The 25,467-nt window shown below is 72.0% G+C and carries 21 protein-coding genes; 13 read left to right on the top strand and 8 right to left on the bottom strand.

From position 1 onward, the window contains the following. Window positions 1-203: 203 nt before the first annotated feature. A complete protein-coding gene (locus tag ACIREE_RS05205; RefSeq protein WP_404146841.1) occupies window positions 204-494 on the bottom strand; it encodes a tetratricopeptide repeat protein in 291 nt (96 codons plus the stop codon). Between the two features lie 325 nt (window positions 495-819). Between ACIREE_RS05205 and ACIREE_RS05200 the strand changes: the two genes are divergently transcribed. The 4 genes from ACIREE_RS05200 to ACIREE_RS05185 all read left to right on the top strand — a co-directional run bounded on the left by ACIREE_RS05200 (window position 820) and on the right by ACIREE_RS05185 (window position 7,341). Next, a complete protein-coding gene (locus ACIREE_RS05200; RefSeq protein ID WP_404146443.1) occupies window positions 820-4,002 on the top strand; it encodes an amidohydrolase family protein in 3,183 nt (1,060 codons plus the stop codon). A gap of 101 nt (window positions 4,003-4,103) precedes the next feature. Next, the gene (locus tag ACIREE_RS05195; protein WP_404146440.1) at window positions 4,104-4,994 is read left to right on the top strand and encodes an N-formylglutamate amidohydrolase; all 891 of its coding nucleotides are present in this window, start codon (window positions 4,104-4,106) and stop codon (window positions 4,992-4,994) included. Window positions 4,995-5,068: 74 nt separating this feature from the next. Next, on the top strand, window positions 5,069-6,244 hold the full coding sequence (locus ACIREE_RS05190) for a hypothetical protein (RefSeq protein ID WP_404146438.1): 1,176 nt from the start codon (window positions 5,069-5,071) through the stop codon (window positions 6,242-6,244). Then, window positions 6,235-7,341: a hypothetical protein gene (locus ACIREE_RS05185; RefSeq protein WP_404146435.1), complete on the top strand. Its 1,107-nt coding sequence runs from the start codon at window positions 6,235-6,237 to the stop codon at window positions 7,339-7,341. Before ACIREE_RS05190 ends, ACIREE_RS05185 begins: the two co-directional genes overlap by 10 nt. 6 nt (window positions 7,342-7,347) lie before the next feature. Here ACIREE_RS05185 and ACIREE_RS05180 read toward each other — a convergent pair whose 3' ends face one another. The 3 genes from ACIREE_RS05180 to ACIREE_RS05170 all read right to left on the bottom strand — a co-directional run bounded on the left by ACIREE_RS05180 (window position 7,348) and on the right by ACIREE_RS05170 (window position 10,084). After that, the gene (locus tag ACIREE_RS05180; RefSeq protein ID WP_404146433.1) at window positions 7,348-8,511 is read right to left on the bottom strand and encodes an alpha-hydroxy-acid oxidizing protein; all 1,164 of its coding nucleotides are present in this window, start codon (window positions 8,509-8,511) and stop codon (window positions 7,348-7,350) included. A 140-nt stretch (window positions 8,512-8,651) separates the two neighbouring features. Then, window positions 8,652-9,530 carry an alpha/beta hydrolase fold domain-containing protein gene (locus ACIREE_RS05175; protein WP_404146430.1) on the bottom strand — a complete coding sequence of 293 codons (879 nt, stop codon included), beginning with the start codon at window positions 9,528-9,530 and terminating at the stop codon, window positions 8,652-8,654. Continuing rightward, window positions 9,527-10,084: a quercetin 2,3-dioxygenase gene (locus ACIREE_RS05170; RefSeq protein ID WP_404146427.1), complete on the bottom strand. Its 558-nt coding sequence runs from the start codon at window positions 10,082-10,084 to the stop codon at window positions 9,527-9,529. Before ACIREE_RS05170 ends, ACIREE_RS05175 begins: the two co-directional genes overlap by 4 nt. A 127-nt stretch (window positions 10,085-10,211) precedes the next feature. Here ACIREE_RS05170 and ACIREE_RS05165 point away from each other — a divergent pair, with 127 nt between their 5' ends. Further along, on the top strand, window positions 10,212-10,670 hold the full coding sequence (locus tag ACIREE_RS05165) for a MarR family winged helix-turn-helix transcriptional regulator (protein ID WP_404146424.1): 459 nt from the start codon (window positions 10,212-10,214) through the stop codon (window positions 10,668-10,670). Here the strand turns inward: ACIREE_RS05165 and ACIREE_RS05160 are convergent. Next, window positions 10,648-11,952, bottom strand: coding sequence for a phytase (locus tag ACIREE_RS05160; RefSeq protein WP_404146421.1), 1,305 nt, complete (start codon window positions 11,950-11,952; stop codon window positions 10,648-10,650). The two genes, ACIREE_RS05165 and ACIREE_RS05160, sit on opposite strands and share 23 nt — an antisense overlap. A gap of 309 nt (window positions 11,953-12,261) precedes the next feature. On the opposite strand from ACIREE_RS05160, the gene ACIREE_RS05155 reads away from it, so the two are divergent. From ACIREE_RS05155 to ACIREE_RS05130, 6 genes are all read left to right on the top strand, one after another. Then, window positions 12,262-12,915 carry a GntR family transcriptional regulator gene (locus ACIREE_RS05155; RefSeq protein WP_404146419.1) on the top strand — a complete coding sequence of 218 codons (654 nt, stop codon included), beginning with the start codon at window positions 12,262-12,264 and terminating at the stop codon, window positions 12,913-12,915. A gap of 43 nt (window positions 12,916-12,958) precedes the next feature. Then, window positions 12,959-13,717, top strand: coding sequence for a PIG-L deacetylase family protein (locus ACIREE_RS05150; protein WP_404146416.1), 759 nt, complete (start codon window positions 12,959-12,961; stop codon window positions 13,715-13,717). After that, window positions 13,717-14,442: a 4-carboxy-4-hydroxy-2-oxoadipate aldolase/oxaloacetate decarboxylase gene (locus ACIREE_RS05145; protein ID WP_404146414.1), complete on the top strand. Its 726-nt coding sequence runs from the start codon at window positions 13,717-13,719 to the stop codon at window positions 14,440-14,442. The genes ACIREE_RS05150 and ACIREE_RS05145 overlap by 1 nt, the downstream gene beginning before the upstream one ends. Next, a complete protein-coding gene (locus tag ACIREE_RS05140) occupies window positions 14,439-15,584 on the top strand; it encodes a 4-oxalomesaconate tautomerase (protein WP_404146412.1) in 1,146 nt (381 codons plus the stop codon). The genes ACIREE_RS05145 and ACIREE_RS05140 overlap by 4 nt, the downstream gene beginning before the upstream one ends. An 11-nt stretch (window positions 15,585-15,595) precedes the next feature. After that, window positions 15,596-16,564: a catechol 2,3-dioxygenase gene (locus ACIREE_RS05135; RefSeq protein WP_404146409.1), complete on the top strand. Its 969-nt coding sequence runs from the start codon at window positions 15,596-15,598 to the stop codon at window positions 16,562-16,564. Between the two features lie 211 nt (window positions 16,565-16,775). Further along, window positions 16,776-18,110, top strand: coding sequence for an MFS transporter (locus tag ACIREE_RS05130; protein ID WP_404146407.1), 1,335 nt, complete (start codon window positions 16,776-16,778; stop codon window positions 18,108-18,110). Window positions 18,111-18,193: 83 nt separating this feature from the next. On the opposite strand, the gene ACIREE_RS05125 is transcribed toward ACIREE_RS05130, so the two are convergent. Then, complete coding sequence (locus ACIREE_RS05125) at window positions 18,194-19,768, bottom strand: subtype B tannase (protein ID WP_404146404.1); 1,575 nt, start codon at window positions 19,766-19,768, stop codon at window positions 18,194-18,196. A 174-nt stretch (window positions 19,769-19,942) separates the two neighbouring features. Here ACIREE_RS05125 and ACIREE_RS05120 point away from each other — a divergent pair, with 174 nt between their 5' ends. Then, window positions 19,943-20,380, top strand: coding sequence for a glutaredoxin domain-containing protein (locus ACIREE_RS05120; RefSeq protein ID WP_404146401.1), 438 nt, complete (start codon window positions 19,943-19,945; stop codon window positions 20,378-20,380). 92 nt (window positions 20,381-20,472) lie between these two features. On the opposite strand, the gene ACIREE_RS05115 is transcribed toward ACIREE_RS05120, so the two are convergent. Both ACIREE_RS05115 and ACIREE_RS05110 read right to left on the bottom strand, forming a co-directional pair. Continuing rightward, entirely contained in the window at window positions 20,473-22,059 is a 1,587-nt protein-coding gene (locus ACIREE_RS05115) for a DHA2 family efflux MFS transporter permease subunit (protein WP_404146398.1), read from the bottom strand. Between the two features lie 167 nt (window positions 22,060-22,226). After that, window positions 22,227-22,700: a MarR family winged helix-turn-helix transcriptional regulator gene (locus tag ACIREE_RS05110; RefSeq protein ID WP_404146395.1), complete on the bottom strand. Its 474-nt coding sequence runs from the start codon at window positions 22,698-22,700 to the stop codon at window positions 22,227-22,229. A 321-nt stretch (window positions 22,701-23,021) separates the two neighbouring features. Between ACIREE_RS05110 and ACIREE_RS05105 the strand changes: the two genes are divergently transcribed. Next, a complete protein-coding gene (locus tag ACIREE_RS05105) occupies window positions 23,022-25,232 on the top strand; it encodes an MMPL family transporter (RefSeq protein ID WP_404146392.1) in 2,211 nt (736 codons plus the stop codon). Window positions 25,233-25,467: the final 235 nt, after the last annotated feature.

Below are 25,467 nucleotides of genomic sequence, written 5' to 3'. Positions count from 1 at the left end.
GGGCGGCGGCCCCCCCCCCGGGGGGGGCGCCCCCCCCGCGGGGGGGGGCCCCGCCCCCCCCGGGGGGGGCGCCCCCCCCGGGGGGGGGGGGGCCCCCCCCCCGGGGGGGGGGGGGGGGGGCCCCCCCCCCCCCCCCGCCCCGAGGGCGCCGCCCCCGACTGTCCCGACCCGTCCACGACGTGGCCCCGGCCATGTGCCGTGGCTCACTCCTCCGGGAACTCCCCGGCGAGAGCGGCCGCCATCCGCAGATGCGGCGACGCCTCGGCGTCCCGGCCCTGGCGCTCCAGCGTCCGCCCGAGCATCAGCCGGGCGTACTGCTCCACCGGGTCGCGCTCGACGATGACGCGCAACTCGGCCTCGGCGCGCCGCAGTTGAGCCGAGTGGTAGTAGGAGCGGGCGAGCAGCAGACGCGGTCCGACCTGCTCAGGGACCTCCTCGACGAGGCCGTCCAGGATCCCTGCGGCGGTCGTGAACTCCTTCGCGTCGAAGAACATCCGCGCCCGCTCCCAGCGCTCCGCGGCCGTCCCGTGCGTGTAGTACTTCTGCTCCACGGTTGCCTCCTTTGCGCCCCTCAACGGAGGCGGCGCCCGGCATATTCCCCGGGCCCTCCCGTGCAGCTCGCCGGAGGCGGACCCGCAGCGCAACCCCTCTCCGTCAGCGCCCGTCAGTATCCGTCGGCGGACCCGGAAGGCGCAGTGATCCGGCCTTGGTCGCGCGGGACGGGGCTTTTCCGTGCGGACGCCCCGTATGTTGCTGTGCGTCTCCTGTCCGCCTCGCGCATCCTCCGGTCCCGCACACCCTCTGCGCCTTGGGAGCCCCATGGACATCACCCCTCTCTCCGGTCCCGCTCTCTCCCGCCGTCGCTTCCTGCAGACCACGACCGTCACGGCCGGTGCCGTCGCCGCTGGCGCCGCTCTCGACCTGAGCGCCGCGGCAGCCGACGCCCACCCCGTCGCGCTGTCGTTCACCGCGGCCACGAACGGCGCCGCCACCCTCGACCCGTCGGGCGGCCGCGTCGTCGCCGAGATCCAGAACGTGCTCTGGTCGATCCCGCGCGAGGGCGGCGCCGCGACCGCGCTCACCACGCCCGAACTGGAACCCAGCAGGCCGCAGTTCAGCCCGGACGGCCGCCGTCTCGTCGTCAGCGCCTACCGGGGTGGCGGCTTTCATCTCTGGCTCGTGGACGCCGACGGGGGCACGCCACGGCAGCTGACGGACGGACCGTGGGACGACCGCGGCCCCGCCTGGTCCCCGGACGGCACCCGCGTCGCGTTCGCCTCCGAGCGCGGCGGCGATCCGGTCACCGGCAGCCCGTACCGCATCTGGGTGATCGACGTACGGGCGGGGAGGCTGGCTCAACTGACCGGCCTGTCAGGGCAGTCGGGCCCCGGACAGGCCGGTTCCTGGGAGGATTTCGACCCCACCTGGTCGCCGGACGGGAGGCGGGTGCTGTTCGTCCGGGGCGTCGTCACGGCGGCCGGAACGCTGCAGGCGTCGACCGTCGCCTCGGTCGCCGCCGACGGCACCGGGCCCGTCGCCGTCGAGCGCACCGACGACTCCGGCGCCCAGGTCATGACCCCGGCCGTCTCGCCGCGCGGCCGCCTCGCCCACCTGCGGACCACCCCCGCACCTGCCGCGAGCTGCACGCTCGTGGTCGACGGCAGGCCCGTCGAGGTGTCCGGCGACCTCGCCCCCGCGCCGCCTCGCTGGACCGGCGACGACGCGCTGCTCCTCACCGTCGACGGCACCTTCCGTATCGTGCGTCCCGACGCCCCCGAGGACGCGGAACGCATCGCCTTCACCGCACGGCACCCCGTCGACCGGCCCCGGTACCGCGTCAAGGCTTACGACTTCGAGGCCGGGGGAGTGCACGCGGTGCGCTCGCCGCATCTGCCCGCCCTTTCCCCCGACGGGCGATCGGTCGCCTTCGCCGCCCTCAACTCCCTGTGGGTCGGCGCCACTTCGGGCGGTCACGCCCCGCGCAGAATCGTCAGGGCCCCGGCGACACGCTATGTCCTCGCCCCGACGTGGACCCCCGACGGCACGGGTCTCGTCTACGCCGACGATCGCGCGGGCCTGTTCTCCGTGCGCCGCCACGACCTGACCACCGGCAAGGAGACCGTCCTCGCCGGGGGCGGCCGGGTCTTCCCCGCGCTCTCCCCGGACGGCACCCGGCTCGCGTGCCTCGACATGTCCGGCAACCTCGTGGTCCGCGACCTCGCGGCAGGAACGGACCAGGTCCTCGCGAAACCGCTGGGCAGCGGCGGTCTGCCCGGCCGGCCCTGCTGGTCGCCCGACGGCCGGTACGTCGCCCTGTGCGACCGCGGCCGCCTCAACCAGCGCTTCCGCGAGGGCTACAACCTGATCCGCGTCGTCGACACCACCACCGGCAGAGCGACGCTGCACGCCGTCGCCCCGCACGTCTCGCTCGCCGACCGGTACGACTCGGGGCCCGCCTGGTCACCCGACGGCCGCACCATGGCCGTCGTCGTCGAGTCCGCGCTGTGGCTGCTGCCGGTCCGCCCCGACGGCACCCCCGACGGCCCGCCCCACCAGGTCACCGAGGAAGCGGCGGACCACCCGAGCTGGGCCGCCGACGGCCGCCGGCTGCTCTACCTCTCCGCCGGAAGACTCCGGCTCCTGGACACCGCATCCGGCACCGCCCGCACCGTGCGTATTCCCCTCGACCAGCGCCGCCCCCGCCCCGCCGACACCGTGGTGCACGCGGGACGGCTCTGGGACGGCACCGGCGACACGGTGCGCGACGACGTCGACATCACCGTCGAACGCGGACGTATCACCGCCGTCGCCCCGCACCGGGCGACCCACCGCCCCGCCGTCCGCCGCGTCGACGCCTCCGACCGGACGGTGCTGCCGGGCCTGTGGGACTCCCACACCCACCCTTGGCAGTCCACCTACGGCGGCCGGCAGACCGCGCTGCAACTCGCGTACGGCATCACGACCGCGGTCTCCCTGGGTGGCTTCGCCTACGAACAGGCCCGCATCCGCGAGGCCGTGAACGCGGGGGCGCTCGCCGGACCACGCCTGCTGGCCACCGGCGAACTCCTGGACGGCTCCCGCGTCGCGTACAGCATGGGCCGCGCCCACCGCACCCGCGCGGGTCTGCGCCGCTCCCTCGACCGGGCGGCCGCCCTCGACTGGGACTTCGTGAAAACCTATGTGCGGGCGCCCGGTTGGGTGATGAAGGAGGCGGCACGCTTCGCGCACGAACGGCTCGGCGTGCGCAGCGGCAGCCACCTGTGCACTCCCGGCATGCAGCTCGGACAGGACCTGACGACCCATCTGCAGGCCACACAGCGCCTCGAGTTCGGACACGCGACGACCGCGAGCGGCCGCTCGTACCAGGACGTGGAGGAGATCTACACCCGGTCCGGGTTCCACCTCGTCGCGACGCCCTTCACCGCCGCGCCCCTGCTCGGCGCGGACCCCGAGCTCGCGGACGACCCACGCGTCACCGCGCTGATGCCGCCCTGGGACACCGCCCTCGTCGGCCAACTGGCCAAGACGCCACCCACCGGCGCCCAACTCGCCACCCTGAAGCGGGAGACCGACATCTACCGGGGCATCCTCGCGGCCGGCGGCCTGATCGCCCTGGGCACCGACCAGCCACTGGTACCGGTCGGCCTGCACCTCCACCTCGCCCTGCGCGCCCTGCACCGCGGCGGCCTCACCCCGGCCCAGGCGCTGCGCACCGCGACCGTGCTGCCGGCGCGGGTCTTCGGTGCGGACGCGGACCTGGGCACCGTGGAGGTGGGCAAGCTCGCCGACCTCACCGTGGTCGACGGCGACCCGTTCACCGACTTCGACGACCTGGTCCGTACGACGTCCGTGCTGCGCGGTGGCCTCGCCTTCCGACAGGCCGACCTGGTCGCCGCGTTCGAGCCGGTGACCACCATGGCCCGCGCGGCCGGGGCACAGGACGACTGGCTGGAGGTCGGCCGCCACATGCGCCGCGAAGGCTGCTGCGACCCCGGCTTCTAGAGACGCGTGCCGCGCGGCGCGAGCCGGTTGCCGACGGCCTCGAAGAGGCCGTGCGTTTCATCATGTGGAACAGAGCGAGAGAGGCGGAGGAGAGCACGGTCATGGACACCACGGGCACGACGGACACCGCGAACACCACGGACGCGACGGACGCTGCGAACACCGGTAACACCACGAACGTCTCCGCGCAGGGCGACGGGCCCGCATTCCGCCTCGTCCCGGGCCATCCGGCCTCGCCGGTCATCCTCCATGTGCCGCACGGCTCCCGCGCCGTCCCCGCGGACGTCCGCGCCGCACTCCTGCTCGACGAGGCCGCACTGGAGCGGGAGCTGGACCTCATCACCGACGCCCGCACCCAGGACATCGCCGAGCACGCAGCCCGTTCCGCGCTCAGGCCGCCGTGGCGCTTCGTCAATGAGCGGTCCCGGCTCGTCGTCGACCCCGAGCGGTTCCCCGATGAGCGGGAGGAGATGCGCAGGGTCGGCATGGGGGCCGTCTACACCCGCACCACACAGCGCGCGGCCCTGCGCCCCGAACCGCCCGCCGACGAGGAGCACCTCCTCACCACGTACTTCCACCCGTACGCGGAGGCGATGACCCGGGCCGTCGACGACCGCCTCGAGGCGACGGGCCGGGCCGTGATCATCGACGTCCACTCGTACCCGAGCCGCGCCCTGCCCTACGAACTGCACGGCACGGACCCCCGCCCGGCCGTCTGCCTCGGCACCGATCCCTTCCACACTCCCGCGTCGCTGCTGGCGGCGGCCCGCGAGGCCTTCGCGCCGCTCGGCGAGATCGGGCTCGACACCCCGTTCGCCGGGACGTACGTACCCCTGCGGCACTATGGCAAGGACGCCCGCGTGAGCGCCCTGATGCTGGAGCTGCGCCGCGACATCTACCTGGACGAACCCGTCACCCCGCACGACGGACTGGCCGAGGCCGCGGGCTGTCTCGCGGAGCTGATCGAGGCCGTGCGCACCAGCGGCTGGTAGGTTCCGCTGCCGCGGGTCATGGGGGAGGGATCGTGCGGTTCATGAGGGACAGGCTGTCGCCGCGAGGGCGGAAGGTGACAGTCGCCGGTCTGGCGTCGGTGCTCGTCGCGGTGGCGGTCACGGTCGTCGTGCAGGGTAACGGTGGGTCGGAAGGCGGGCATCTGGCAGCGAACCGCGCTCAGTTGAAGCGCGCGTGCGGTGGCCTGCTGCCCTACGGGGATCTCACCGGCCGAGTGCCGGATGCCGTTGCCGGGCGCGTCGAGCAGTACGGCACCGAGCTCGAACCGGGGCGCGAGAGCCGCTCGTTGGTGAACTGCGCCGTCACCTGGCCGGGGCACGGATCGGTGCGGGTGGCCGCCGTACCGCTGATCGGACGGATGCCCGCGTCGGTGCGGTCGGAAGACCTCGTGCCGGGGGGACGCGGACCACGGCACGAGATACCCGGACTCACCGGCAGCGAGACCGACAAGGACGACCCCTGGGTCCTCGCCGAGTGCCCCGCGGGCTTGCGGGGCCAGGTGCGCAGGACCGGCGTCATGTATGTCACCGCCCTCGTCGACCTGCCCCGCACGGGAGCCCTCACCGAGTTCCGTACCGCGGTGCACCTGGCCAACGGCATCGCGGCCCGGCAGAAGTGCGGCGGCCCGCCGCTGCGCGAACCGACCGAGGTCGTCGACCCGTACAAGGAGCACGTCACGGAGGATCACACGATCACCTCCGTGGGCGAGCCGGGCCGCAACCAACCCAAGTGCCTTGCCGTGGGCCCACGTTCCGGCTTCCCGGGCAAGTGGACGACGAGCGGTGATCTCCAGGAGTCGCGCCTGCTCGGCATGTGCGCCGCGACTTCCTCGGCCGAGGATCCGAAACAGTGGGACGTGACGGCGATCTCGGCCGCCGGCTGGGCAGGACCGGTGGGCGACAGCGCCTACGCCCAGTACCGCGGAGAGGGGGAGAGCCCCGACTTCCAGGACGGCAGACGGAAGACCACGATCGAGGACACGGACGACGCCGGGCTCGTCCTGTGGGCGCGCTCGCAGTGCGCGGCCGGGCCCACCTACCACCAGGTCGGCGTGGGGTTCCACGCCGAGGCGTACGGAGATTCCATCGAGCTGACCCGGACCCGGCGGGCCCGTCTGAGCGCCGACGTACACAAGGCGATGAACGCCTACCTGGGCGACCCCGAAGCCTGGCCCCGGCAGCAGCACTGCCACGGCACCCGCCTGCTCGGGGAGGTCGAGGGATGGCAGTGACCGTGAGCCGGGGCCTCCGCCTCGCCGTGGGCGCGCCGCTGGCGCTGATCGTGCTCGTCGCCGGATTCCTGTTGTTCCACGGCGACTTCGGGCGCTGGAGCGACAACTCGGCCCTCGACGACGCATGCGCCGGGCTGCTCGACCGGAGCGCCGTGCGCGGTGTCCTGGGCACGGGCGATGCCGACGTCGAGGGCCTTGGCGGCGCCCTCGCGCACTGCCGGGTGACCGTCGAGGGGGGCGGCAGCGCCGAGATCCAGGTCGACGACACCGCTCAGGCGCTCCGCTCGGCCGCGGGCGTGCCCGCAGCGGGCGGCGACGGGTTGGCCGTGCCGGTCGGGCACGGCTGGTCAGGGCTGTTCAACGCGGAGTTCGACACATCGCGGCCCGAGCAGGGCAACGGCGTCGAGGGGACGGTGCTGCTGCTCCTCACGTGCACGGGAACGGGAGGCCCCGACGGCCTCGCCGTCAGCGTCCGCAGCACACTCGACGGCAGCCTCGACGACCCGGCGAACCGCCCGCGGTACGCCCGTATCGCCACGTCCACAGCTGCCGAGGCCGCGAAGGCCCAGCACTGTGCGACTCAACTCGGCAGCTCGGTCAAGTCGTTGGGGCTGCCCGTCACCAAGGACCAGTACCAGCCGATCGGCAGCGCCGACGGCACCTGCGCGGGGCTCTCTGCGGCGCGCGGTCTGCGGGTCGCCACGGAGACGGCACGCGGCGGCGCACCGACGGAGATGTGCCGGCTGGCCGACACCGCCGGGACTCTGGAGGACGACCTGACCGCCTTCTTCGGCCCGTACGCGGAGGAGGAACTGCGCTACCACGAGGAGCGCGGCTATGGCGAAGGACCGACCCACGACCGGCCGGCCCGACAGCGCACGGCTGACGGCCGGGTCGGCTGGACCAGCGCCGAATGCCTGGACGGGCGGGCCCTGTTCACCGTGCGCGTCGGCACGGCCGGCGCGAGCGGCTCCGTGCGAAAGCCCCCTTCCGCCGCGGCGGACCTGGTGGCGGAACGCACCCTCCTCACCGCTTTCGCCGCCCGTTCCGCGAAGGCCCATGGCTGCTCGGCTCCCCGCCCGATCCCCGCGGGGTGACGCCGCTCAGGGACGTGGGACGGTGACAAGCGCCTCTGGCGTCAGGTCCGCGAGTGCCGGATAGCCGTCCACCGCCATGGTCAGATCGGCCTCGGCGAGCAGCGTGCGCAGGACGTGCACCAGGCCGTCCTCGCCACCGACCGCGAGGCTGTACGCGTACGGGCGTCCGACGCCCACCGCCGTCGCGCCCAGGGCCAGGGCCTTGACGATGTCGGCGCCCGAGCGGATTCCGGAGTCGAAGAGGACCGGCATGCCGTCCGCGGCCTCGACGACGCCGGGCAGCGCGTCGAGCGCGGGCAGCCCGCCGTTGGCCTGGCGGCCACCGTGGTTGGAGCAGTAGATGCCGTCGACGCCGCCGTCCCGGGCCCGGCGCACGTCCTCGGGGTGGCAGATGCCCTTGAGGATCAGCGGCAGATCGGTGAGCGAGCGCAGCCAGGGGAGGTCGTCCCAGGTGAGCGGGTTGCCGAAGAGGCCGACCCAGGTGGACACGGTGTCCATCGGGTCGGTGCTCGGGGCGAGGGAGCGGAACCGCGGGTCCGAGGTGTAATTGGCGAGGCAATGCCCGCGCAACTGCGGGAAGTTGGAGGTCGACAGGTCGCGCGGACGCCAGCCGGTGACCCACGTGTCGAGCGTGACGACGATGCCCTTGTACCCCGCCGCCTCGGCGCGCTTGACGAGGCTCTCGGCGAGCTCCCGGTCGGTCGGCGTGTACAGCTGGAAGAAGCCAGGGGTCTCCCCGAACTCGGCGGCCACCTCTTCCATCGGGTCCACGGACAGCGTCGACGCGACCATCGGCACACCCGTGCGCGCGGCCGCCCGGGCCGTCGCCAGATCTCCGTGCCCGTCCTGCGCGCACAGCCCGATCACCCCGACCGGCGCCATGAACAGCGGCGAGGACAGCCGCAGCCCGAACAGGTCCACGGACAGGTCACGTCGGGCCGCGCCGACCATCATGCGCGGCATCAGCCCGTACCGCTCGAACGCCCGCACGTTGGCGCGCTGCGTGTGTTCGTCGCCCGCGCCGCCCGCGACGTACGACCACACGGACGCGGGCATCGCCGCCCGCGCCCGCTCCTGAAGGGCGTCGAACTCCATCGGAAGGGTGGGTACGACACCGCGCAGTCCGTCGAGGTAGATCTCGTACTGGTAGTCGCCGAACTGCGGACTCATCGCACACCTCGTCATCGAAGTCCTGAAGTTGACGCCGGATCCAGGAACCGGTCCGACGTACCCCAATCTGCCAGCTCTTCCGCGCCCGGCAAAGAGACAGAGAGATCAGCAGGCCTCGAAGAGCAGCAGGCTTCGAGAGATCAGCAGGCCTTGAGGGCGAACTCCAGTGAAGTGGTGAAGAGGCCGGCCACCTCTTCCTCGTCGAGGCCGACCCAGCCGTGGTTCGCGCCGGGCACCGTCCGCAGTTCGACCGGCGAGCCGGCCGCCCGCAGCGCCGCCGCCAGCTCCTCGCCGTGCCCGCACGGGACCAGCACGTCGTCCTCGCCGTGCACGATCAGGAAGGGCGGCGCGTCCGCGTGCGCCTGCCGCACCGGACTCGCGGCGGCGGCGAGCTCGGGAACGGTCGCGGGCGCCGCACCGAGCAGCAGAGCCTCAGGGGTGGCCGCGCCGGCGGGGTCGAACGGAGGCCGAGCTGTTTCCAGATCCGCAGGCCCGTACCAGATGACGGCCCCCGCGAGCGGCGGATCCGGGTGGGTGAGGGCGAGGAGCGAGGCCAGGTGGCCGCCCGCGGACTCGCCCCACGCCACGGTGCGCAGGGGGTCGATGCCCAGCTCGTCCGCGCGTACGCCCAGCCAGCGCAGCGCGGCGCGCAGGTCGTCCAGCGGCGCCGGGAAGGTGGCCTCCCCGCTGAGCCGGTAGTCGACGCAGGCGACGGCGAAACCGGCCGCGGCGAGCCGCTCGAACGGTCCTGGCTCCCAGGGCCGGGTGTGGACGCCCATGTCGTCACGGCGCCCGCGCCGCCACGCCCCGCCGTGCGCGAACAGCACCAGTGGGGCGGGCAGTTGAGCCTCCGGGCCGGGAAGCCACAGGTCGAGCTCGAGCGGCCGGCCGCCCTCCACGACGCCGTAGGGGACACCCCGCAGCACGCGGACCCCGGCCGCGCGCTCGGCAGCCGGTGGCAGTGGTGCGACGTCGGGGTGCGGGGCGGCGATCAGGCCCAGCAACTCGCCCGGTGTCATGAGGTCCTCCACTTCTGGTCGGGCAGGAAGCGGACATCGTACTTCTGCGGCACCGTGCCGAACTTGTGCGGCTCGGGGACGAACGGCCGGTGCGGCAGTCCGTGCTCGTCGGCCGGAGTGCCCAGGTTCTCGAAGAACCGCTCGAAGGTGCCGCCGGGCCCGGCCGCGACCCCGACGACCTGCGTGTGGTGGCGTTCCATGCGGTAGGCGTGCGGACAGTTCTTCGGTACGAAGCCGAAGTCGCCCGGCGTGAGCAGCCGTTCGGTCTGCTCGCCCTCGGTGTCCTCGACGAACAGGCGGACCGCGCCCTGCGTCACGTAGAAGACCTCATAGGTGTCGGCGTGCATGTGCGCCGGGATGATGTCGCCCTTGGGTCCCTCGCAGGTGAAGAAGTTGAAGGTGTTCTCCGTCTGCTCGCCGCCCGCGTAGACGGTGATCAGGTCGCCGAACAGATGGGCCCTGTCGCCCTCGCCCTTCTCGATGAAGTACGGCTTTCCCGGCTCGGGCGGGATGCGGGACGCGCCCCGGTAGCGTGTCGCGAACTCGATGGTCATGACGTGCTCACCTCTGCTCTGTCAGGATGCCTGACGATTGATGTCAGGTAGCCTGACATGAAGCGCGGGTGGCGGGCAAGTGTCCTGACCGCGGCCGTGCGAGAGCCAGAGCGAGCGCGAGGAAGCGATGACCGGGACCCGACGAGATCTGCCGCAGCTGCTGGCCGAGGCCAGGCGCTGGTTCGAGGAAGGGATGCTCGCGGCGCTGGAGAGCGAGGGCGTTCCTGCGGTGACGCCACCGCAGGTACAGCTCTTCGCCGCGCTCGACGAGGACGGCACCACCGTGGCCGAGCTGGCCCGGCGCATGGGCGTGACACGGCAGACCGTGCACCAGGCCGTGCACTCCCTGGTCGCCGACGGGCTCCTGGAGCAGGTGCCGGACCCCTCATCGGCGCGACAGCGCCTGATCCGCCGCACCGCCGAGGGGCGGCATGCCCATGAGCGGGCCCGCCGCGCCCTCGACCGCCTGGAGGAACGGCTCGCCGACCGCATTGGCGCGGCGGGCGTCGCGGCGATGCGGTCCGCTCTGGAGGAGCCGTGGGGCGAGCCGCCGGCCGCTCCGGTCAGTCGTCGACCGCGTCCGTGACCTCGCGCAGGTCCACGAACTTGAAGTTCGTGGAGGCGCGCCCGGGGTCACCGGGCGCGTCGTGCCCGTCCTGGACGACCAGGAGGCCGTGCGGGTAGCGGCGGCCCAGCGGCGCGTTCAGCGCGGCCGCGCCGTCGCACTCCTCGGAGCCGTCGAGTGTCGCGGAGGCCGGGGTGACGCGGAAGCCGCCCGCGTACTCATGACCGCTCTTATTGCCGTTCTCACTACGCTCGGACGCGTCGCGGTGGTACGCCGCGAAGGTGTTGTCGCCCTGGCTCGAGGCGAGCAGCAGCCCGTCGCCGCCCTTCTGGGCGACCAGGGTCAGCCCCTCGACGTCCGCGGTGAGGTGCGTGCCGCCGAAACCGGGGTCGGCGCCCGCGACGCACTCCTCGGTGGCCTCGTCATAGGTGCCGGGAACCCCGTACTCGCGCACGGTGTCGACCAGCTTCGGCGTGCCCGTGAGGTCGGCGCGCAGCCGCCAGATGCCGACGTCCTCCTGGCCCGCGTACAGCGTGCCGCTCGCCGGATCCACCACCATCCCCTCGACCTGCGGGAGTTCGCCGGGTTCGGCACACGGCGACCACGAAGTCCCGTTCGGCATACGGAAGGTCGAGGGCAGGTCCAGGGTGCGCAGTGGGCGGTAACCGACGGAGCCGTTCCGCTGGGCGGTCAGTTCCAGCAGGGCGAGGCGGGTGCGCTCCCGTTGGCTGACGAGTGCGAATGAGCGGCCCGTCCTCCGGTCGGTCCAGGTCGCCAGGCCGTAGGCGGTGCGCTGCTCGTTGATCTCCGCCTGGGACGTGGAGAAGACCGCGGGCGCCTTCGGGTCGGTGACGTCCTTCAGCGGGCCGCCGGGGCGGTCACGGTCGATGCGGTAGACGCGCAGCCGGTCGCTGCCGCGGTCCGTGGTGACGGCGAGGTCGGACAGGCGGGCGCTGTGCACCAGATCGACGTTGTTGAACCGGCCGGGTGCGTCGTCCGGGCCCGGTGCGGCGGGCGCGGCCACCGACTGCACCGCGCGCGCGTCCAGGTCGTACACGCGCAGTCCGCCCTGCTTGGCGGTGGCGATGACGAGGCTGCGGTCCGGGTCCGCGCCGTTGCGCCAGATCGCCGGATCGTCCGCGTCGGCGTCACCGCCCGCCGCGTCGTCGTGCAGGGCGGCCGTCTCGGCGCGCGGTGTCACGGCAGGGGGCGGAGCGGCGGCCTGTACGGGGGCCGGGGCTGTCACGGCGAGCGCGGCGACGGCGGTGGCGAGGACCGCCAGGGGCGTCCGGGCGATGACCACGAAAGGCCTCCTTCATGTCGGGAACATGGCGGCAGCATCCTGTGATCTTGGCGTGAGGACGAAGGGGGCGGTATGCGGCGGGGGCCCGTACGGCGGGTGAATTCGCGGTGCCGGGGCGGTAGTTGCAGGTTTCGAGGGTGGAAGGGGGCGGCGCTGCGGCGGGGCCGCAGGCAGCCGGAGTGGTGGTCCCGCGGGCTGTCGGGCGGCGGGAGGGGGCCAGGGTCGAGATCGCAGATTGTGCAAACAAAATCGTTGACAATCTTGTTGGCCTAGATTTAGCGTCGACACGCACTCACTCAGGGAGGGCAGATGCCGAAGGAAGCCCGTCCAGGCTCCGGAGAGCAGGCCAAGCAGTACGCGCTGGAGCGGTTGCGGCAGGCGATTCTGCGCGGCGAGATGTCACCGGCCCAGCGGCTGGTGGAGAACGAACTCGCCGAGCAGTACGACGTCACCCGCGCGAGTATCCGGGCAGCGCTGCTCGACCTCGCCGCCGAGGGACTGGTCGAGCGGATCCGTAACCGCGGATCGCGAGTGCGCGTGGTCACGGTCGAGGAGGCCGTGGAGATCACGGAGTGCCGGATGGTGCTCGAAGGGCTGTGTGCGGCCAGGGCGGCGGTGGACGCCACCGACGCGCAGCTCGACGAGCTGACCGCCGTGGGCAAGGCCATGTCCAAGGCGGTCGCCGACGGCGACCCCCTCTCCTACTCCGAGCTCAACCACGACCTGCACGCCCGCATCCGGGACATCTCCGGCCAGCAGACGGCCGTCGGCCTCCTGGAGCGGCTCAACGCTCAACTGGTGCGCCATCGCTTCCAGTTGGCGCTGCGCCCGGGACGCCCGCAGCAGTCCCTGAGTGAGCACCTGGCGGTGATCGAGGCGATCCGCGCCAGGGACCCGCAGGCGGCCGAAGAGGCCGTCCGCGCCCACCTCAGCAGCGTGATCGACGCCTTGCGCGTCGGCTGACGCCGCCCGGGCGGGCGCACACCTGTAGCCAAGGAGACGCAGCATGACCAACGGCAACGCGCCCGCCGCCCCGGCCCCACCACGCTCGACCCTGGTGATCACCGCACACGCGGGAGACTTCGTGTGGCGGGCCGGTGGCGCCATTGCCCTGGCCGCCTCCCGGGGCGAGAAGGTCACCCTCGCGTGCCTCACGTTCGGCGAGCGCGGCGAATCCGCGAAGGCCTGGCGCGAGGGCAGGAAGCTCGACGAGATCAAGGCGCTGCGCCGCGACGAGGCCGAGCGCGCGGCCGCCGAACTCGGCGCCGACGTCCGCTTCTTCGACGCCGGCGACTACCCACTCGTCGCCACGGCCGAGCTGACCGACCGGCTCGTCACCGTCTACCGCGAGACGCAGCCCGACATCGTCCTCACGCATCCCGTCGAGGACCCGTACAACGGCGACCACCCCGCCGCCAACCGCATGGCCCTGGAGGCCCGCGTCCTCGCGCAGGCCATCGGCTATCCCGGCGAGGGCGAGATCATCGGCGCCCCGCCCGTCTTCTACTTCGAGCCGCACCAGCCGGAGATGAGCGGCTTCAAGCCCGAGGTCCTGCTCGACATCACCGAGGTCTGGGACACCAAGCGCAAGGCCATGGAGTGCCTGGCCGCGCAGCGGCACCTGTGGGACTACTACACCGATCTCGCCGTGCGCCGCGGCGTCCAGCTCAAGCGCAACGCAGGACCGAACCTCGGGCTCGCCCACACCACCATGGCCGAGGCGTACATGCGCCCGTACCCGCAGATCGCGAAGGAGCTCGCCTGATGCCCGGCGTCATCGTCACCCACCCGCCCAAGGCCGAGCCCAAGGACGTCGAAGCGCTCGCCGGCTACGGCGTCGCCACCGTGCACGAGGCGATGGGCCGCACCGGACTGCTCGGCAGCCATCTGCGCGCCAATCAGCAGGACACCCGCGTCGCCGGCACCGCCGTCACGGTGCTGTCCTGGCCCGGCGACAACCTCATGATCCACGCGGCGGTCGAGCAGTGCGGCGAGGGCGACATCCTCGTCGTCACCACCACCTCACCCTCCACCGACGGCATGTTCGGCGAACTCTTCGCCACCGCTCTCCAGCGGCGCGGCGTGCGCGGCGTCGTCACCAACGCCGGTATCCGCGACACCGCCGAACTGCGCGCCATGGGCTTCCCCGCCTGGTCGGCCGCCGTGTCCGCCCAGGGCACCGTGAAGGCGACCGGCGGCAGCGTGAACGTCCCCGTCGTCATCGGCGGCGAGATCGTCCGGCCCGGCGATGTGATCGTCGCCGACGACGACGGCGTCGTGGTCGTGCCCCGCGGGACGGCCCGCGAGGTCACCGAGAAGTCCCGGGCCCGCGAGGAGAAGGAGGCCGCCACCCGCGCCGCCTTCCAGGAAGGCCAACTCGGCCTGGACCGCTACGACTTGCGTCCCACACTGAAACGGCTCGGAGTCGAGTACCGCACGTACGAGGAGCACACCGGTTCCTCCGATTCTTCTGAAGGAGCCGGCTCGTGACCGGGCCCGCGGAAGAGGTGCGCTGCATGCTCATGCGCGGCGGCACCTCCAAGGGCGCCTACTTCCTCGCCGGGGACCTGCCTGCCGAACCGGCCGCCCGCGACGAGCTGTTGCTGCGCGTCATGGGTAGCCCCGATCCGCGCCAGATCGACGGCCTGGGCGGCGCGCACCCCCTCACGAGCAAGGTCGCGGTCGTCGCGCCCTCCGCGGATCCCGCGGCCGACGTCGACTACTTGTTCCTCCAAGTCGGCGTCGAGAAACCAGAAGTGTCGGATCGTCAGAACTGCGGCAACCTCCTCGCCGGGGTCGGCCCGTTCGCCGTGGAACGACGCCTTGTCGCACCCGGCCCGGACGCGACCGCCGTCCGTATCCGCATGGTCAACACCGGGGACCTCGCCACGGCGACGTTCCCGACCCCGGGCGGGCGCGTCGACTACGCCGGCGACGCGGAGATATCCGGCGTTCCCGGCGCCGCCGCGGCGGTCGTCATCGAATTCCCGCCCGGCAGCGGCCCGCTGCTGCCCACCGGCCACATCCGTGACACCGTCGCGGGCACCGAGGTGACCTGCGTGGACAACGGGATGCCGACGGTCCTCGTCCCCGCGGAGTCCCTGAACGTCACCGGATACGAGGACCCGAAGGAGCTGGAGGAGAACCCGGAGCTCGCCGCACGGGTTCAGGAACTCCGCCTTGCGGCAGGGGAGTTGATGGGCCTCGGTGACGTCTCGGCGACCACCGTGCCCAAGGTGAGCCTCCTCGCTCCGCCCCGGCACGGCGGCGCGGTGACCACCCGCACCTTCATCCCCGTACGCTGCCACACCTCGATCGGGGTGCTGGGCGCCGCGAGTGTGGCCGCGGGGCTGCGGATCGAGGGCGGCGTGGGCGCACCCCTCGCGCCCCTTCCCGTGAAATCCGGCGGCAAGGGCTGGGACGGGGGCGGTGACGGCGACAGGGACAGCGACCGGCTGCGCATAGAGCACCCCACAGGCTTCACCGACATCGAGAGCACGCTCGCCACCGGCTCCGACGGGCTGCCCCGCGCCCGCCGCACCGCCGTGGTCCGCACGGCCCGCAAGATCTTCGACGGCACCGTCTTCCCCCGGCCCGCCGTGACACCCCCGCAAGCACCCCAGCTCCCTTGAGGAGGGCCCCGATGACTCCGCCCCTCGGCGACATCGCCCACGTCGGCCACGCCCAGCTGTTCACCCCGGACCTGGACGCCAGCGTCGCCTTCTTCACCGACTTCCTGGGCCTCACCGTCAACGGCCAGGACGGCGACACCGTGTACCTGCGCACTTTCGACGACTACGAGCACCACAGCCTCGTCCTCACCGCCCGCGAGCAGCCCGGTCTCGGCCGGCTCGCGCTGCGCACCTCCAGCGAGGAAGCGCTCCAGCGCCGGGTGAAGGCGGTCGAGGAGGCGGGCGGCAGCGGTATGTGGGTCGAGGACGAGCCCGGCATCGGCAAGCTGTACGTCACCACCGACCCGGACGGCCACGAGCACGCCCTGTACTGGGAGAGCGAGCACTACCAGGCCCCCGACGAGCTCAGGCCGGCCCTGAAGAACCAGCCGCAGGCCAAGCCCAACCGGGGCGTCGGCGTCCGCCGCCTGGACCACATCAACTTCCTGGCCGCCGACGTCCTCGCCAACGCCGAGTTCCAGCAGAACGTGCTCGGCGCCCGCCCCACGGAACAGATCCGGCTCGACACCGGCAGGGTCGCGGCCCGCTGGCTGACCTTCACGAACAAGTCGTACGACGTCGTCTACACCGAGGACTGGACCGGCAGCGAAGGCCGCCTGCACCACATCGCCTTCGCCACCGACACCCGCGAGGACATCCTGCGCGCCGCCGACCTCGCCATCGACTCCGGCGTCTTCATCGAGACGGGCCCGCACAAGCACGCCATCCAGCAGACCTTCTTCCTCTACGTCTACGAACCCGGCGGCAACCGCATCGAGTTGTGCAACCCGCTCACCCGCCTCGTGCTCGCCCCCGACTGGCCGCTGATCACCTGGACCGAGGCCGAACGCGCCAAGGGGCAGGCCTGGGGCCTGAAGACGATCCAGTCGTTCCACACCCACGGCACCCCGCCCGTGGAGCCGTCTCCCGTCGAGGCCTGAAGGGTCCGACCGGCCCCGGGGGAGCGCCACGCGTCCCCCGGGGCCGAATCGTTTCTTAGATTGTCAACAAAAGTGTTGACGACAGGGTCCCCGACTTTTAGCGTGCCGCTCACACCCCCCGCTCCGGCCACCCGCACGGCCGTCTCCACCCGACCCCGCCCACCGCTCCAGGGACCCTCCTGCCGAGATTCCCGGACGAGAGGAAACAACGATGTCCTCCTCTGCCACCCCGCCGGCCGCGCGCCGCGGCGCCAGAATGGCCAAGCTGGTCTTCGCCCTGTGCTGGCTCGCCGTCCTCTTCGACGGCCTCGACATGTTCATCTACGGCTCCGTGCTGCCGCACATGCTCGAGACGAAGGCGCTCGGCCTCGACCCGGACCAGGCCGGCGACCTCGGCAGCTACGCCACCTTCGGCATGCTGATAGGCGCCCTCACCGCGGGCACCGTCTGCGACCGCATCGGCCGCAAGAGGATGATGGTCGGCTGCGTCACCGTCTTCTCGCTGGCCTCGGCCCTGTGCGCGCTCGCCCCGAACGTGGCGACCTTCGGCCTCGGCCGCACGCTCGCGGGCCTCGGCCTCGGCGGACTGCTGCCCACCGCGATCACGATGGTCTCCGACTACGCCCCGCGCGGGCGCGGCGCGCTCATCGTCGGCGCGCTGATGACCGCCCACCACGCGGGCGGCATCCTCTCCGCGTACGTGGCCACGTGGGTGGTCGAACCCCTCGGCTGGCGGGCGGCGTTCTGGTTCTGCGTCATCCCGCTGCTGTTCGTGCCGGTGATCGCCAAGGTCATGCCGGAGTCCCTGAGCTTCCTCGTCGCCAGGGGCCGCACCGAAGAGGCTCAGCGGCTCTCCACCACGTACGACGTGGAACTGCCCGCCGTGAAGGCGCGGCGCCCGGACGGCACCGGCCGCTGGGACGCGCTGACCGACCTGTTCCGCGCGAACCAGTGGGTCCAGACCCTGCTGTACTGGCTGGCCTCATTCGGCGGCCTGCTCCTCGTCTACGGTGTCGCGACCTGGCTGCCGACCCTGATGCGCGCGGAGGGCTACGACCTCGGCTCCTCGCTGCAGTTCGTCGTCGTCTTCAACCTCGGCGGCATCATCGGCATGCTGCTCGCGGGACGCGCCGCCGACCGCTTCGGCGCACCGCGCATCTCCGCGCTCTGGTTCCTGCTCACGGCGGTCAGCGTCTACCTGCTGAGCATCCACATGGCACTCGCGCTCACCTTCGTGGTCGTCTTCCTCGCGGGTGTCTTCCTCAACAGCGCCCAGGTCATGATCTACGCGACGGTCTCGATCCGCTCCGACCCCGAGAGCCGCGCCACCGCGGTCGGCTGGACCTCCGGCATGGGCCGCTTCGGCGCCGTCTTCGGCCCTTGGCTCGGCGGCCAGCTCCTCGCCTCCGGCAACGGCGACTGGGGCTTCACGGCGTTCGCCCTGACCGGCCTCTTCTCGATGGTGTTCATCGGCATCGCCTCCCTGCGCAAGGCGCAGCAGGCGCCGCGGCGGACGACGGACCTGCCGCTTCCGGCCGCGCACTGACACCATCGGCCGACCACAGTGCCGTGGCCCGGACCCACATGAGGGTCCGGGCCACAATGCTGAGCGCAGGTAGGGCAGTTGGGCTACTTCTTGTGTCCCGTCACCTTCGCGACCCACATGATGAAGTCCGCCGCGTCGGTGTTCGCGCCGTGCCCCTCGTCCCAGTAGTAGAGGTGGTTCACGTCGTCACCGAGGTTCGCCGCGCTCGCCGCGATGTTGGCGGCGACCGTCAGTGACGTGTCGCTGTCCTTGGTGCCGAGGCGGATCCACCAGTGCCTGGAACGGCCCTGGTTCCTCTTCCCGAGGTGGTGCATCGGGTTCATCAGGTCCAGCTTCCCGGCCATGTCGCCGTCCACCCGCCGCGCGGTGAGCCCGGTGGTGTCGTTGCGCTGGCCGTACGCCGTGAAGTGCCGCGCCTGCGTGGTGCCCGTGCCGAATTCGTTGTTCTCGCCGGAGGACAGGTCGAACGGGTCGAAGGCCGGCACCGTCTTCTTGCGCGCGCCCACGTGCGCCAGGAAGCCCTCCCACGTGAAGGTCGCCTTCTCGTTCGCCCAGGTGATGAAGGTGTTGTCCGCGAGGTACGCCGCGCGGTCGCCGTCCGACAGGCCCTTCAGGTACGTCGTGGCCGACGGGCGCAGGTACTGCGTGAGCAGGTATTCGTCGTAGTTGCGCGCGGTCAGCCGGCCGTAGCCGCCCAGGCCGCTCAGCTTCAACGAGGCCTGGTACTCGGCGAATTGGGACCGCAGCTCCTTCGACACGGCCTGGTCCACCTGCTCGCCGGTGGACTGGGCGGCGTTCGTGCCCCAGTTCCACTCGTACGCGCCGTCGGCGTGCTCCAGGTCGGCGATCGGGCACCAGGCGCCGGTCGCGAAGATCGCGTCGGAGGCGTCGGCCGCACCCAACTCCTTCAGGTACGAGGCGTAGCTCGCGCTGTCGCCGGATGCGCCGAGCAGTGACGACAGGGCGCCGCCCGCACTCGTACCGGTCGAGACGATGCGGTCGGTGTCGCCCGGGATGCGCCCCTTGTTGGCACGGACGTAACGCACCGCGGCTTTCAAGTCGACGATGGCGGCGGGCGCGGTGCCGTAGTAGGTGCCGCTGTCATCGGTGAGGGTGCGGCCGCGGGCGCCCGGCTCCACGACGACGTACCCCGCGGCCAGGCCCAGTTCGCCGAGGTTGACCATGCCGCCGTGGCCGCCTCCTCCGCCCGGGCCGCCACTCTGGTCGCCGCCCGGCATGCCCGTCATCCCGCCCCCGCCGACGCCGTCGGCCTCCGCCACCGACGACGGCATGTACCCGCCCACGGTGTTGCAGAAGAGGATCGGGGCGTTCGTCGCGTCGACCGTTTTGCCGTCGATCGTCACGGGGACGCTGACGTTCAGGCTCTGATAGGTCTCGTCCACGGGCTTGCCGACGTAGGTGAGGGCCTTCCAGAAGTGGTACGTCACCTCCTTGTCGCCGTCGTCCGTGGTGATCGTCGCGGTCAGTTCGGTGTAGGCGTCCTGGTCGAAGGCCAGGGCGCCCAGGGCTCCGGCGGATTTCGACGCGGTGGCGGGGGATGCCTGCGCGGGAAGGGCGATGCCGCCGGCCGCGGCGACACCGGCGGTCGCGCCGATCCCGATGACGACGTTCCTGCGCTTGATGGCCCGGTGCTTCACACATGTCTCCAGTGACTCGTGGGGCGCGAGAGGTCGGCCCGAGCCCACCGCACCAAGCGTCAACTGGATTGTCAACAATAATGGCCACATTCTCAGGAGTCGCACAGCTATCTGCTCGGCTTCCAACTCCCTGCCCAACTCGCCGCCCAGGCACGGCCGATAGGCTGCGTCGTCATGATGCGCGCTTGGATTCTGCCGATGCTGTTCGTGTTCTGCGGCGTCGGCGTCGCGACCGGGCCCGCACTCGACGGGAGCCCCGTCGAAGCCGCGGCTCTCCTGCTGGTGTTCGCGCTGCTCGCGGGCGTGCACTCCCCTCTGGTCTTCCCGCGGTCGATCGGCGCTCTGGAGGCCCGGCGCCGCAGTGAGGCGGACGGCCGCCCGGTCGTCTACTGGCGCTCGGGCTGCAAGTACTGTCTGCGCCTGCGCTTCCGATTGGGCCGCGGTGCGCGCCGGGTGCACTGGGTGGACATCTGGCGCGACCCGGCCGCGGCGGCCGAGGTGCGGGCGGCCAACGAGGGCAACGAGACGGTGCCGACGGTCTTCGTCGCGGGCCGGCCGCACACCAACCCCGATCCCCAATGGGTGCGCGAGCAGGCCTCCTCACGCGAATAGACGTGCGTAGACGTGCGTAGACGTGCGGGTCGGTCCCGGCCCCCTGTATCGGGACCGGGACCGACCCGCACGAACGGCGTCGGCTCGTTCGCTCAGTGCCGCGCGCTCTGCCCGCGCAGCACTCCCGCCGAGATCACCGCGCCGAGCGCGCACAGCACGCCGGTCACGAGGACGGCGGTGTGCACCCCGTTCATGAACGCGGCGTGGCTGCCCTCGGTCACCGCCGCCCTGAGCTGGGCGGGCATCGATCCGGATACCGGCGCCGCGCCCATCGCCACGGCATCCTTCGCCTCGGCGAGCCCGCCGGTGACCCGGTCCGGGACGCCGGCCGAGGTGAGCTCGGAGCCGAGGGTCGCGCCGACCCGGCTGCTGATCAGCGACATCAGTACGGACGTGCCGAGCGCGCCGCCCACCTGCAACGCGGTGGCCTGCAGCCCGCCGGCCACCCCGCCGTCCTCGACCGGCGCGTTGCCCACGATCGCCGCGGACGACGCGGACATCACCATGCCGACGCCCAGACCGAGCAGGATGAACGGCGGCCACATCGCCGCGTATCCGGACTCCGCACCCCAGCCGAGCATCAGGAACGAGGCGGCGCCCTGCAGCACCATGCCGAGCGGCATCGTCAGGCGCGGCCCGAACCGGTCGGTGAGCGCCGCCCCGAGCGGCGACGCGACGACGGACGCGAGGCTCAGCGGCAGCGTGCGGACACCGGCCTCGACGGGCGTGAACCCGCGCACGTTCTGCAGGTACAGCATCACGAAGAAGATCCCGCCGAGCAGCACGAAGAAGTTCAGCGCGGTGACGAAGGTGCCGACGGTCAGCGCCGAACTGCGGAACAGCCGCATCGGCAGCAACGGATGCGCGATCCGCGACTCGTACCCGCAGAACAGGACGAGCAGCACCAGGCCCGCGCCGATCGCGCCCAGTGTGCCGGCCGAACTCCAGCCCCACGTCTCGCCCTTGACCACGCCGAACACCACGACCAGCATGCCGAGCGCGAGCAGCACGACACCGAGCACGTCGAACTTCTGGCCGGCCGCCGCCGCGTTCCTGCTCTGCGGCAGGACGAGGACGCTGACGATCAGGGCGACGACGCCGACGGGCGCGTTGATGTAGAAGACGGACTCCCAGTTGACGTGCTCGACGAGCAGCCCGCCCACGATGGGCCCGAGTGCGGTCGATACGGAGGAGACCATGGCCCAGATGCCGACCGCCATGCCGAACTTCCGCGGCGGGAACACCGCGCGCAGCAGCCCGAGCGTGTTCGGCATCAGCAGTGCGCCGAAGAAGCCTTGCGCGGCGCGGAACACGATGACGAGCTCGATGGAACCGGCCAGACCGATGGCGACCGACGCCAGCGTGAATCCGGCGACGCCGATCAGGTAGAAGGTGCGCCGGCCGAACCGGTCGCCGAGCTTGCCGCCGAGGATCAGGGCGGCGGCGAGCGCGAGCAGGTAGGAGTTGGTCACCCACTGCAGGTCCGCGGTGGAGGCGTCGAGGGAGCGGCCGATCTCCGGGTTGGCGAGCGCGACGACGGACCCGTCGAGCCCCACCATGAACAGCCCGAAGGCCACGGCGATCAGCGTCAGCCAGGGGTTGGCGCGCCGCCCCGTGGGCGCCGGGCCCGGTGGGGCCTGCACCCGGGCAGGGGAGGGGGCAACAGAAGAGGAGGGCATACGACTGCCTTGTCTGGTACGAGGTCCGGTGAATGGACCTATGCGGTCCTATGCGGATCTATGCGGATCTATGCGGATCTATATGAGGGAATGTGCCGATGGGGGCACGGAAGCGCCCTGCTCCCGGCGGGCGGGGCAGGGCGGAAGCGCGGCGGACCGGCGGGGCGTCAGCCCGCGGTCGGCCGCAGCTGCGTGTCGAGCGAGTTCAGCGCGCCCAGGGCGGAGCCGAGCGCGTCCAGCTCGCCGCCGGTCAGATGCCGCAGCGCCGCGGCGAGATGGCGCCGGGCGATCCCCTCTGCCTCGGCGATGCGCTCACGGGCCACGGGGGTGGTGTGCAGATGGGCCACGCGCCGGTCCGCGGCGTCACAGCGGCGCTCCAGGAGACCGGAACGGGTGAGCTGTGAGACGAGCGCGCTGACATTGTTCGGCTGCATCAGCAGCTCGTGCGCCGCCTCGCGCACGGTGATGCCGTCCCGGTCCGCCACCAGGCGGAGCAGCGCGATCTGCGCCTCGGGCAGCCGGTCGTGCGGGAAGTCCCCGAGGATCCGGCGGTCGAGGGTCCGGTGCAGCGTCGGCAGGGACGCCGCGAGCGCGGAGGCGACGCGGTCGATGTCCTGGCGGGCGGCAGCGGAGGCGGGCATGACAAGCAGATTAGGTATGACGGCATAGGTATGTCAAAGCAGCTATTGGTCCATCCCCTCCCACCTGCGGTTTTGGAGCAGTTCCCGCTCCGCCGACTGCACCCCGGGGTCTACACGTATCGCACACGGCTCCTCCCCGGGTATGACACGTACCGCCCGCGCCTACCGCAGGCGTGGGTCCGGAGTCCGGCTCAGAGGCTTACCCGGCGGCCCGCGGGAGCGGAGACGATGGAATCCGATCCTGCCGACCACCCTGACGTGCGACGACGCACCGTCGGGTAGTCGCTCCTGCCTCACAACTCCGACGGGAGCCCTTTCGCCGTGGCTACGTTCCTGTACAAACTCGGGCGGCTGTCCTTCAGGCGCCGCCGCTATGTGGCTCTGCTGTGGGTGCTGCTGCTCGGCGGGATCGGCTTCGCGTCGTCGGCCGCGCCGGCCCCGCCCGCCGACTCGTTCTCGATGCCGGGCACCGAGGCGCAGAAGGCCTTCGACCTGCTCGACCAGAAGTTCCCCGCGGCCGGTGCCGAGGGGGCGACCGCCCGGGTCGTCATCCGCGCCCCCCAGGGCGAGAAGCTCACGGACCCGGCGCCCAAGGCCGACGTCCAGAAGCTGGTGACCGCCCTCGGCAAGGGCCCGCAGGTCTCCTCCGTCGCCGACCCGTACAAGGCGAACGCGGTCAGTAAGGACGGCACGACCGCCTACGCCTCCGTGTCGTACAAGGTCGCCTCGACCGAGCTCACCGACAAGGCCCACGACGCTCTCACCAAGGCCACCGACGACGCCCGCGCCGAGGGCTTCACCATCGAGTCCGGCGGTGACGCCGTCGAGGCCGAACAGGAGATGGGCGGCAGCGCCGAGCTGATCGGCATCGCGATCTCCGCGGTGGTCCTGCTCATCACCTTCGGTTCGCTGGTCGCCGCGGGCATGCCGCTGCTCACCGCGATCATCGGCGTCGGCATCGGCGTCTCGGGCATCGCGGCGCTCGGCAGCGTCCTGAACCTCTCCAGCACGACGTCCACGCTGGCGACGATGATCGGTCTCGCGGTCGGCATCGACTACGCCCTGTTCATCGTGAGCCGCTACCGCGCGGAGATAGCCGAGGGCCGCGAGCGCGAAGAGGCGGCCGGCCGCGCGGTGGGCACCGCGGGTTCGGCGGTCGTCTTCGCCGGCCTGACGGTCGTCGTCGCCCTCGCGGGCCTGTCCGTGGTGAACATCCCGATCCTGACGAAGATGGGTATGGCCGCCGCGGCGACCGTCGCCATCTCCGTCCTCATCGCCCTCACGATGATCCCGGCCCTGCTCGGCTTCGCGGGCAAGAAGGTACTGCGCCGCAAGGACCGCAAGGCCGCCGTCCCGGCGCACGGCGCCGACGCGGGCAAGCCGAACCTGGGCACCCGCTGGTCCCGCTTCGTGATGCGCCGCCCGCTCACCGTCCTGCTGGTCGCCGTCCTCGGACTCGGCGCCATCGCCGTCCCGGCCACCAGCCTCGAACTGGGTCTGCCCGACGAGGGCACGTCGGCTCCCGACAGTACGCAGCGCAAGGCGTACGACATGCTCTCCGAGTCCTTCGGCGCCGGCTTCAACGGCCCGCTGATGGTGACCGTCGACGGCAAGGGCGCGGCCGCCGCGGCCAAGTCGGTCGGCGCCTCGCTCGCCAAGGTCGACGGGGTCGCCGCGGTCGCCCCGGCCCAGGTCAACGAGGCCGGCGACACGGCCATCATGTCGGTCGTCCCGACCACGGGCCCGAGCGACCACAAGACCGAGGAACTGGTCAAGACGATCCGCTCCGAGGCCAAGGCGTGGGAGGCGGACACCGACTCGGACGTCCTCGTCACCGGCCAGACGGCCATGACGATCGACTTCTCGCAGACCCTGAACGACGCATTGGTGCCGTACCTGCTCCTCGTCGTCGGTCTGGCGTTCCTGCTCCTGATGCTGGTGTTCCGCTCGATCCTGGTCCCGCTCAAGGCGGCGCTCGGCTTCCTCCTCTCGGTGGCGGCGGCGCTCGGCGCCGTGGTCGCGGTGTTCCAGTGGGGCTGGCTCGCGGACATCGTGGGCGTCGACCAGCCGGGCCCGATCATGTCGATGATGCCGATCTTCATGATCGGCGTGGTCTTCGGACTCGCCATGGACTACGAGGTGTTCCTCGTGACGCGGATGCGTGAGGCCTACGTCCACGGGGCGCGGCCCGGCGAGGCCATCGTGACCGGGTTCCGGCACGGCGGCCGGGTCGTCGCCGCCGCCGCGATCATCATGATCAGTGTCTTCTCCGGCTTCATCATGGAGAACAACGACATGATCAAGATGATGGGCTTCGGCCTTGCCGTGGCCGTCCTGTTCGACGCGTTCGTCGTCCGCATGGCGATCGTGCCCGCGGTCATGGCGCTGCTCGGCAAGGCGGCCTGGTGGCTGCCCCGCTGGCTGGACAAGCTGCTGCCGAACGTCGACGTCGAGGGGGAGAAGCTGCAGAAGAACCTCGCGGCGTCGCCGTCCGCCGAGGACGACCGGGAGCTGGAGCCCGTACGCGGCTGAGTCTCGCTCCACCCATCGCGCGCGGGCCCGCTCCGATCACCGGAGCGGGCCCGCCGCCGTCTGCCCGCCATCCCCACGCGTCGGCGGCGGTCACGTCGAACACACCCGCACAGTGCCGTGACCGCCGCCCGGACGCGCCCGCCCGGCAGGCCGCCGGGGCGCATCCAGAGACCTCAACTGCCGGACCCGTCCCGGGGTGACGGGCAACCGGACCATCCCCTCAAACGGTTGTCCG

It is taken from the genome of Streptomyces sp. NPDC102467 (assembly GCF_044765445.1).
Classification (GTDB): domain Bacteria; phylum Actinomycetota; class Actinomycetes; order Streptomycetales; family Streptomycetaceae; genus Streptomyces.
The sequence above is the reverse complement of the archived record's forward strand: the minus strand, read 5'-3'. Positions and strand labels throughout refer to the sequence as shown.

Bases quoted from the DNA above. Each gene is read 5' to 3' on its own strand.
- ACIREE_RS05205 (WP_404146841.1), bottom strand. From the start codon at position 494: ATGTTCTTCGACGCGAAGGAGTTCACGACCGCCGCAGGGATCCTGGAC.
- ACIREE_RS05200 (WP_404146443.1), top strand. From the start codon at position 820: ATGGACATCACCCCTCTCTCCGGTCCCGCTCTCTCCCGCCGTCGCTTC.
- ACIREE_RS05195 (WP_404146440.1), top strand. From the start codon at position 4,104: ATGGACACCACGGGCACGACGGACACCGCGAACACCACGGACGCGACG.
- ACIREE_RS05185 (WP_404146435.1), top strand. From the start codon at position 6,235: ATGGCAGTGACCGTGAGCCGGGGCCTCCGCCTCGCCGTGGGCGCGCCG.
- ACIREE_RS05180 (WP_404146433.1), bottom strand. From the start codon at position 8,511: ATGAGTCCGCAGTTCGGCGACTACCAGTACGAGATCTACCTCGACGGA.
- ACIREE_RS05175 (WP_404146430.1), bottom strand. From the start codon at position 9,530: ATGACACCGGGCGAGTTGCTGGGCCTGATCGCCGCCCCGCACCCCGAC.
- ACIREE_RS05170 (WP_404146427.1), bottom strand. From the start codon at position 10,084: ATGACCATCGAGTTCGCGACACGCTACCGGGGCGCGTCCCGCATCCCG.
- ACIREE_RS05165 (WP_404146424.1), top strand. From the start codon at position 10,212: ATGACCGGGACCCGACGAGATCTGCCGCAGCTGCTGGCCGAGGCCAGG.
- ACIREE_RS05155 (WP_404146419.1), top strand. From the start codon at position 12,262: ATGCCGAAGGAAGCCCGTCCAGGCTCCGGAGAGCAGGCCAAGCAGTAC.
- ACIREE_RS05150 (WP_404146416.1), top strand. From the start codon at position 12,959: ATGACCAACGGCAACGCGCCCGCCGCCCCGGCCCCACCACGCTCGACC.
- ACIREE_RS05145 (WP_404146414.1), top strand. From the start codon at position 13,717: ATGCCCGGCGTCATCGTCACCCACCCGCCCAAGGCCGAGCCCAAGGAC.
- ACIREE_RS05135 (WP_404146409.1), top strand. From the start codon at position 15,596: ATGACTCCGCCCCTCGGCGACATCGCCCACGTCGGCCACGCCCAGCTG.
- ACIREE_RS05130 (WP_404146407.1), top strand. From the start codon at position 16,776: ATGTCCTCCTCTGCCACCCCGCCGGCCGCGCGCCGCGGCGCCAGAATG.
- ACIREE_RS05120 (WP_404146401.1), top strand. From the start codon at position 19,943: ATGATGCGCGCTTGGATTCTGCCGATGCTGTTCGTGTTCTGCGGCGTC.
- ACIREE_RS05115 (WP_404146398.1), bottom strand. From the start codon at position 22,059: ATGCCCTCCTCTTCTGTTGCCCCCTCCCCTGCCCGGGTGCAGGCCCCA.
- ACIREE_RS05110 (WP_404146395.1), bottom strand. From the start codon at position 22,700: ATGCCCGCCTCCGCTGCCGCCCGCCAGGACATCGACCGCGTCGCCTCC.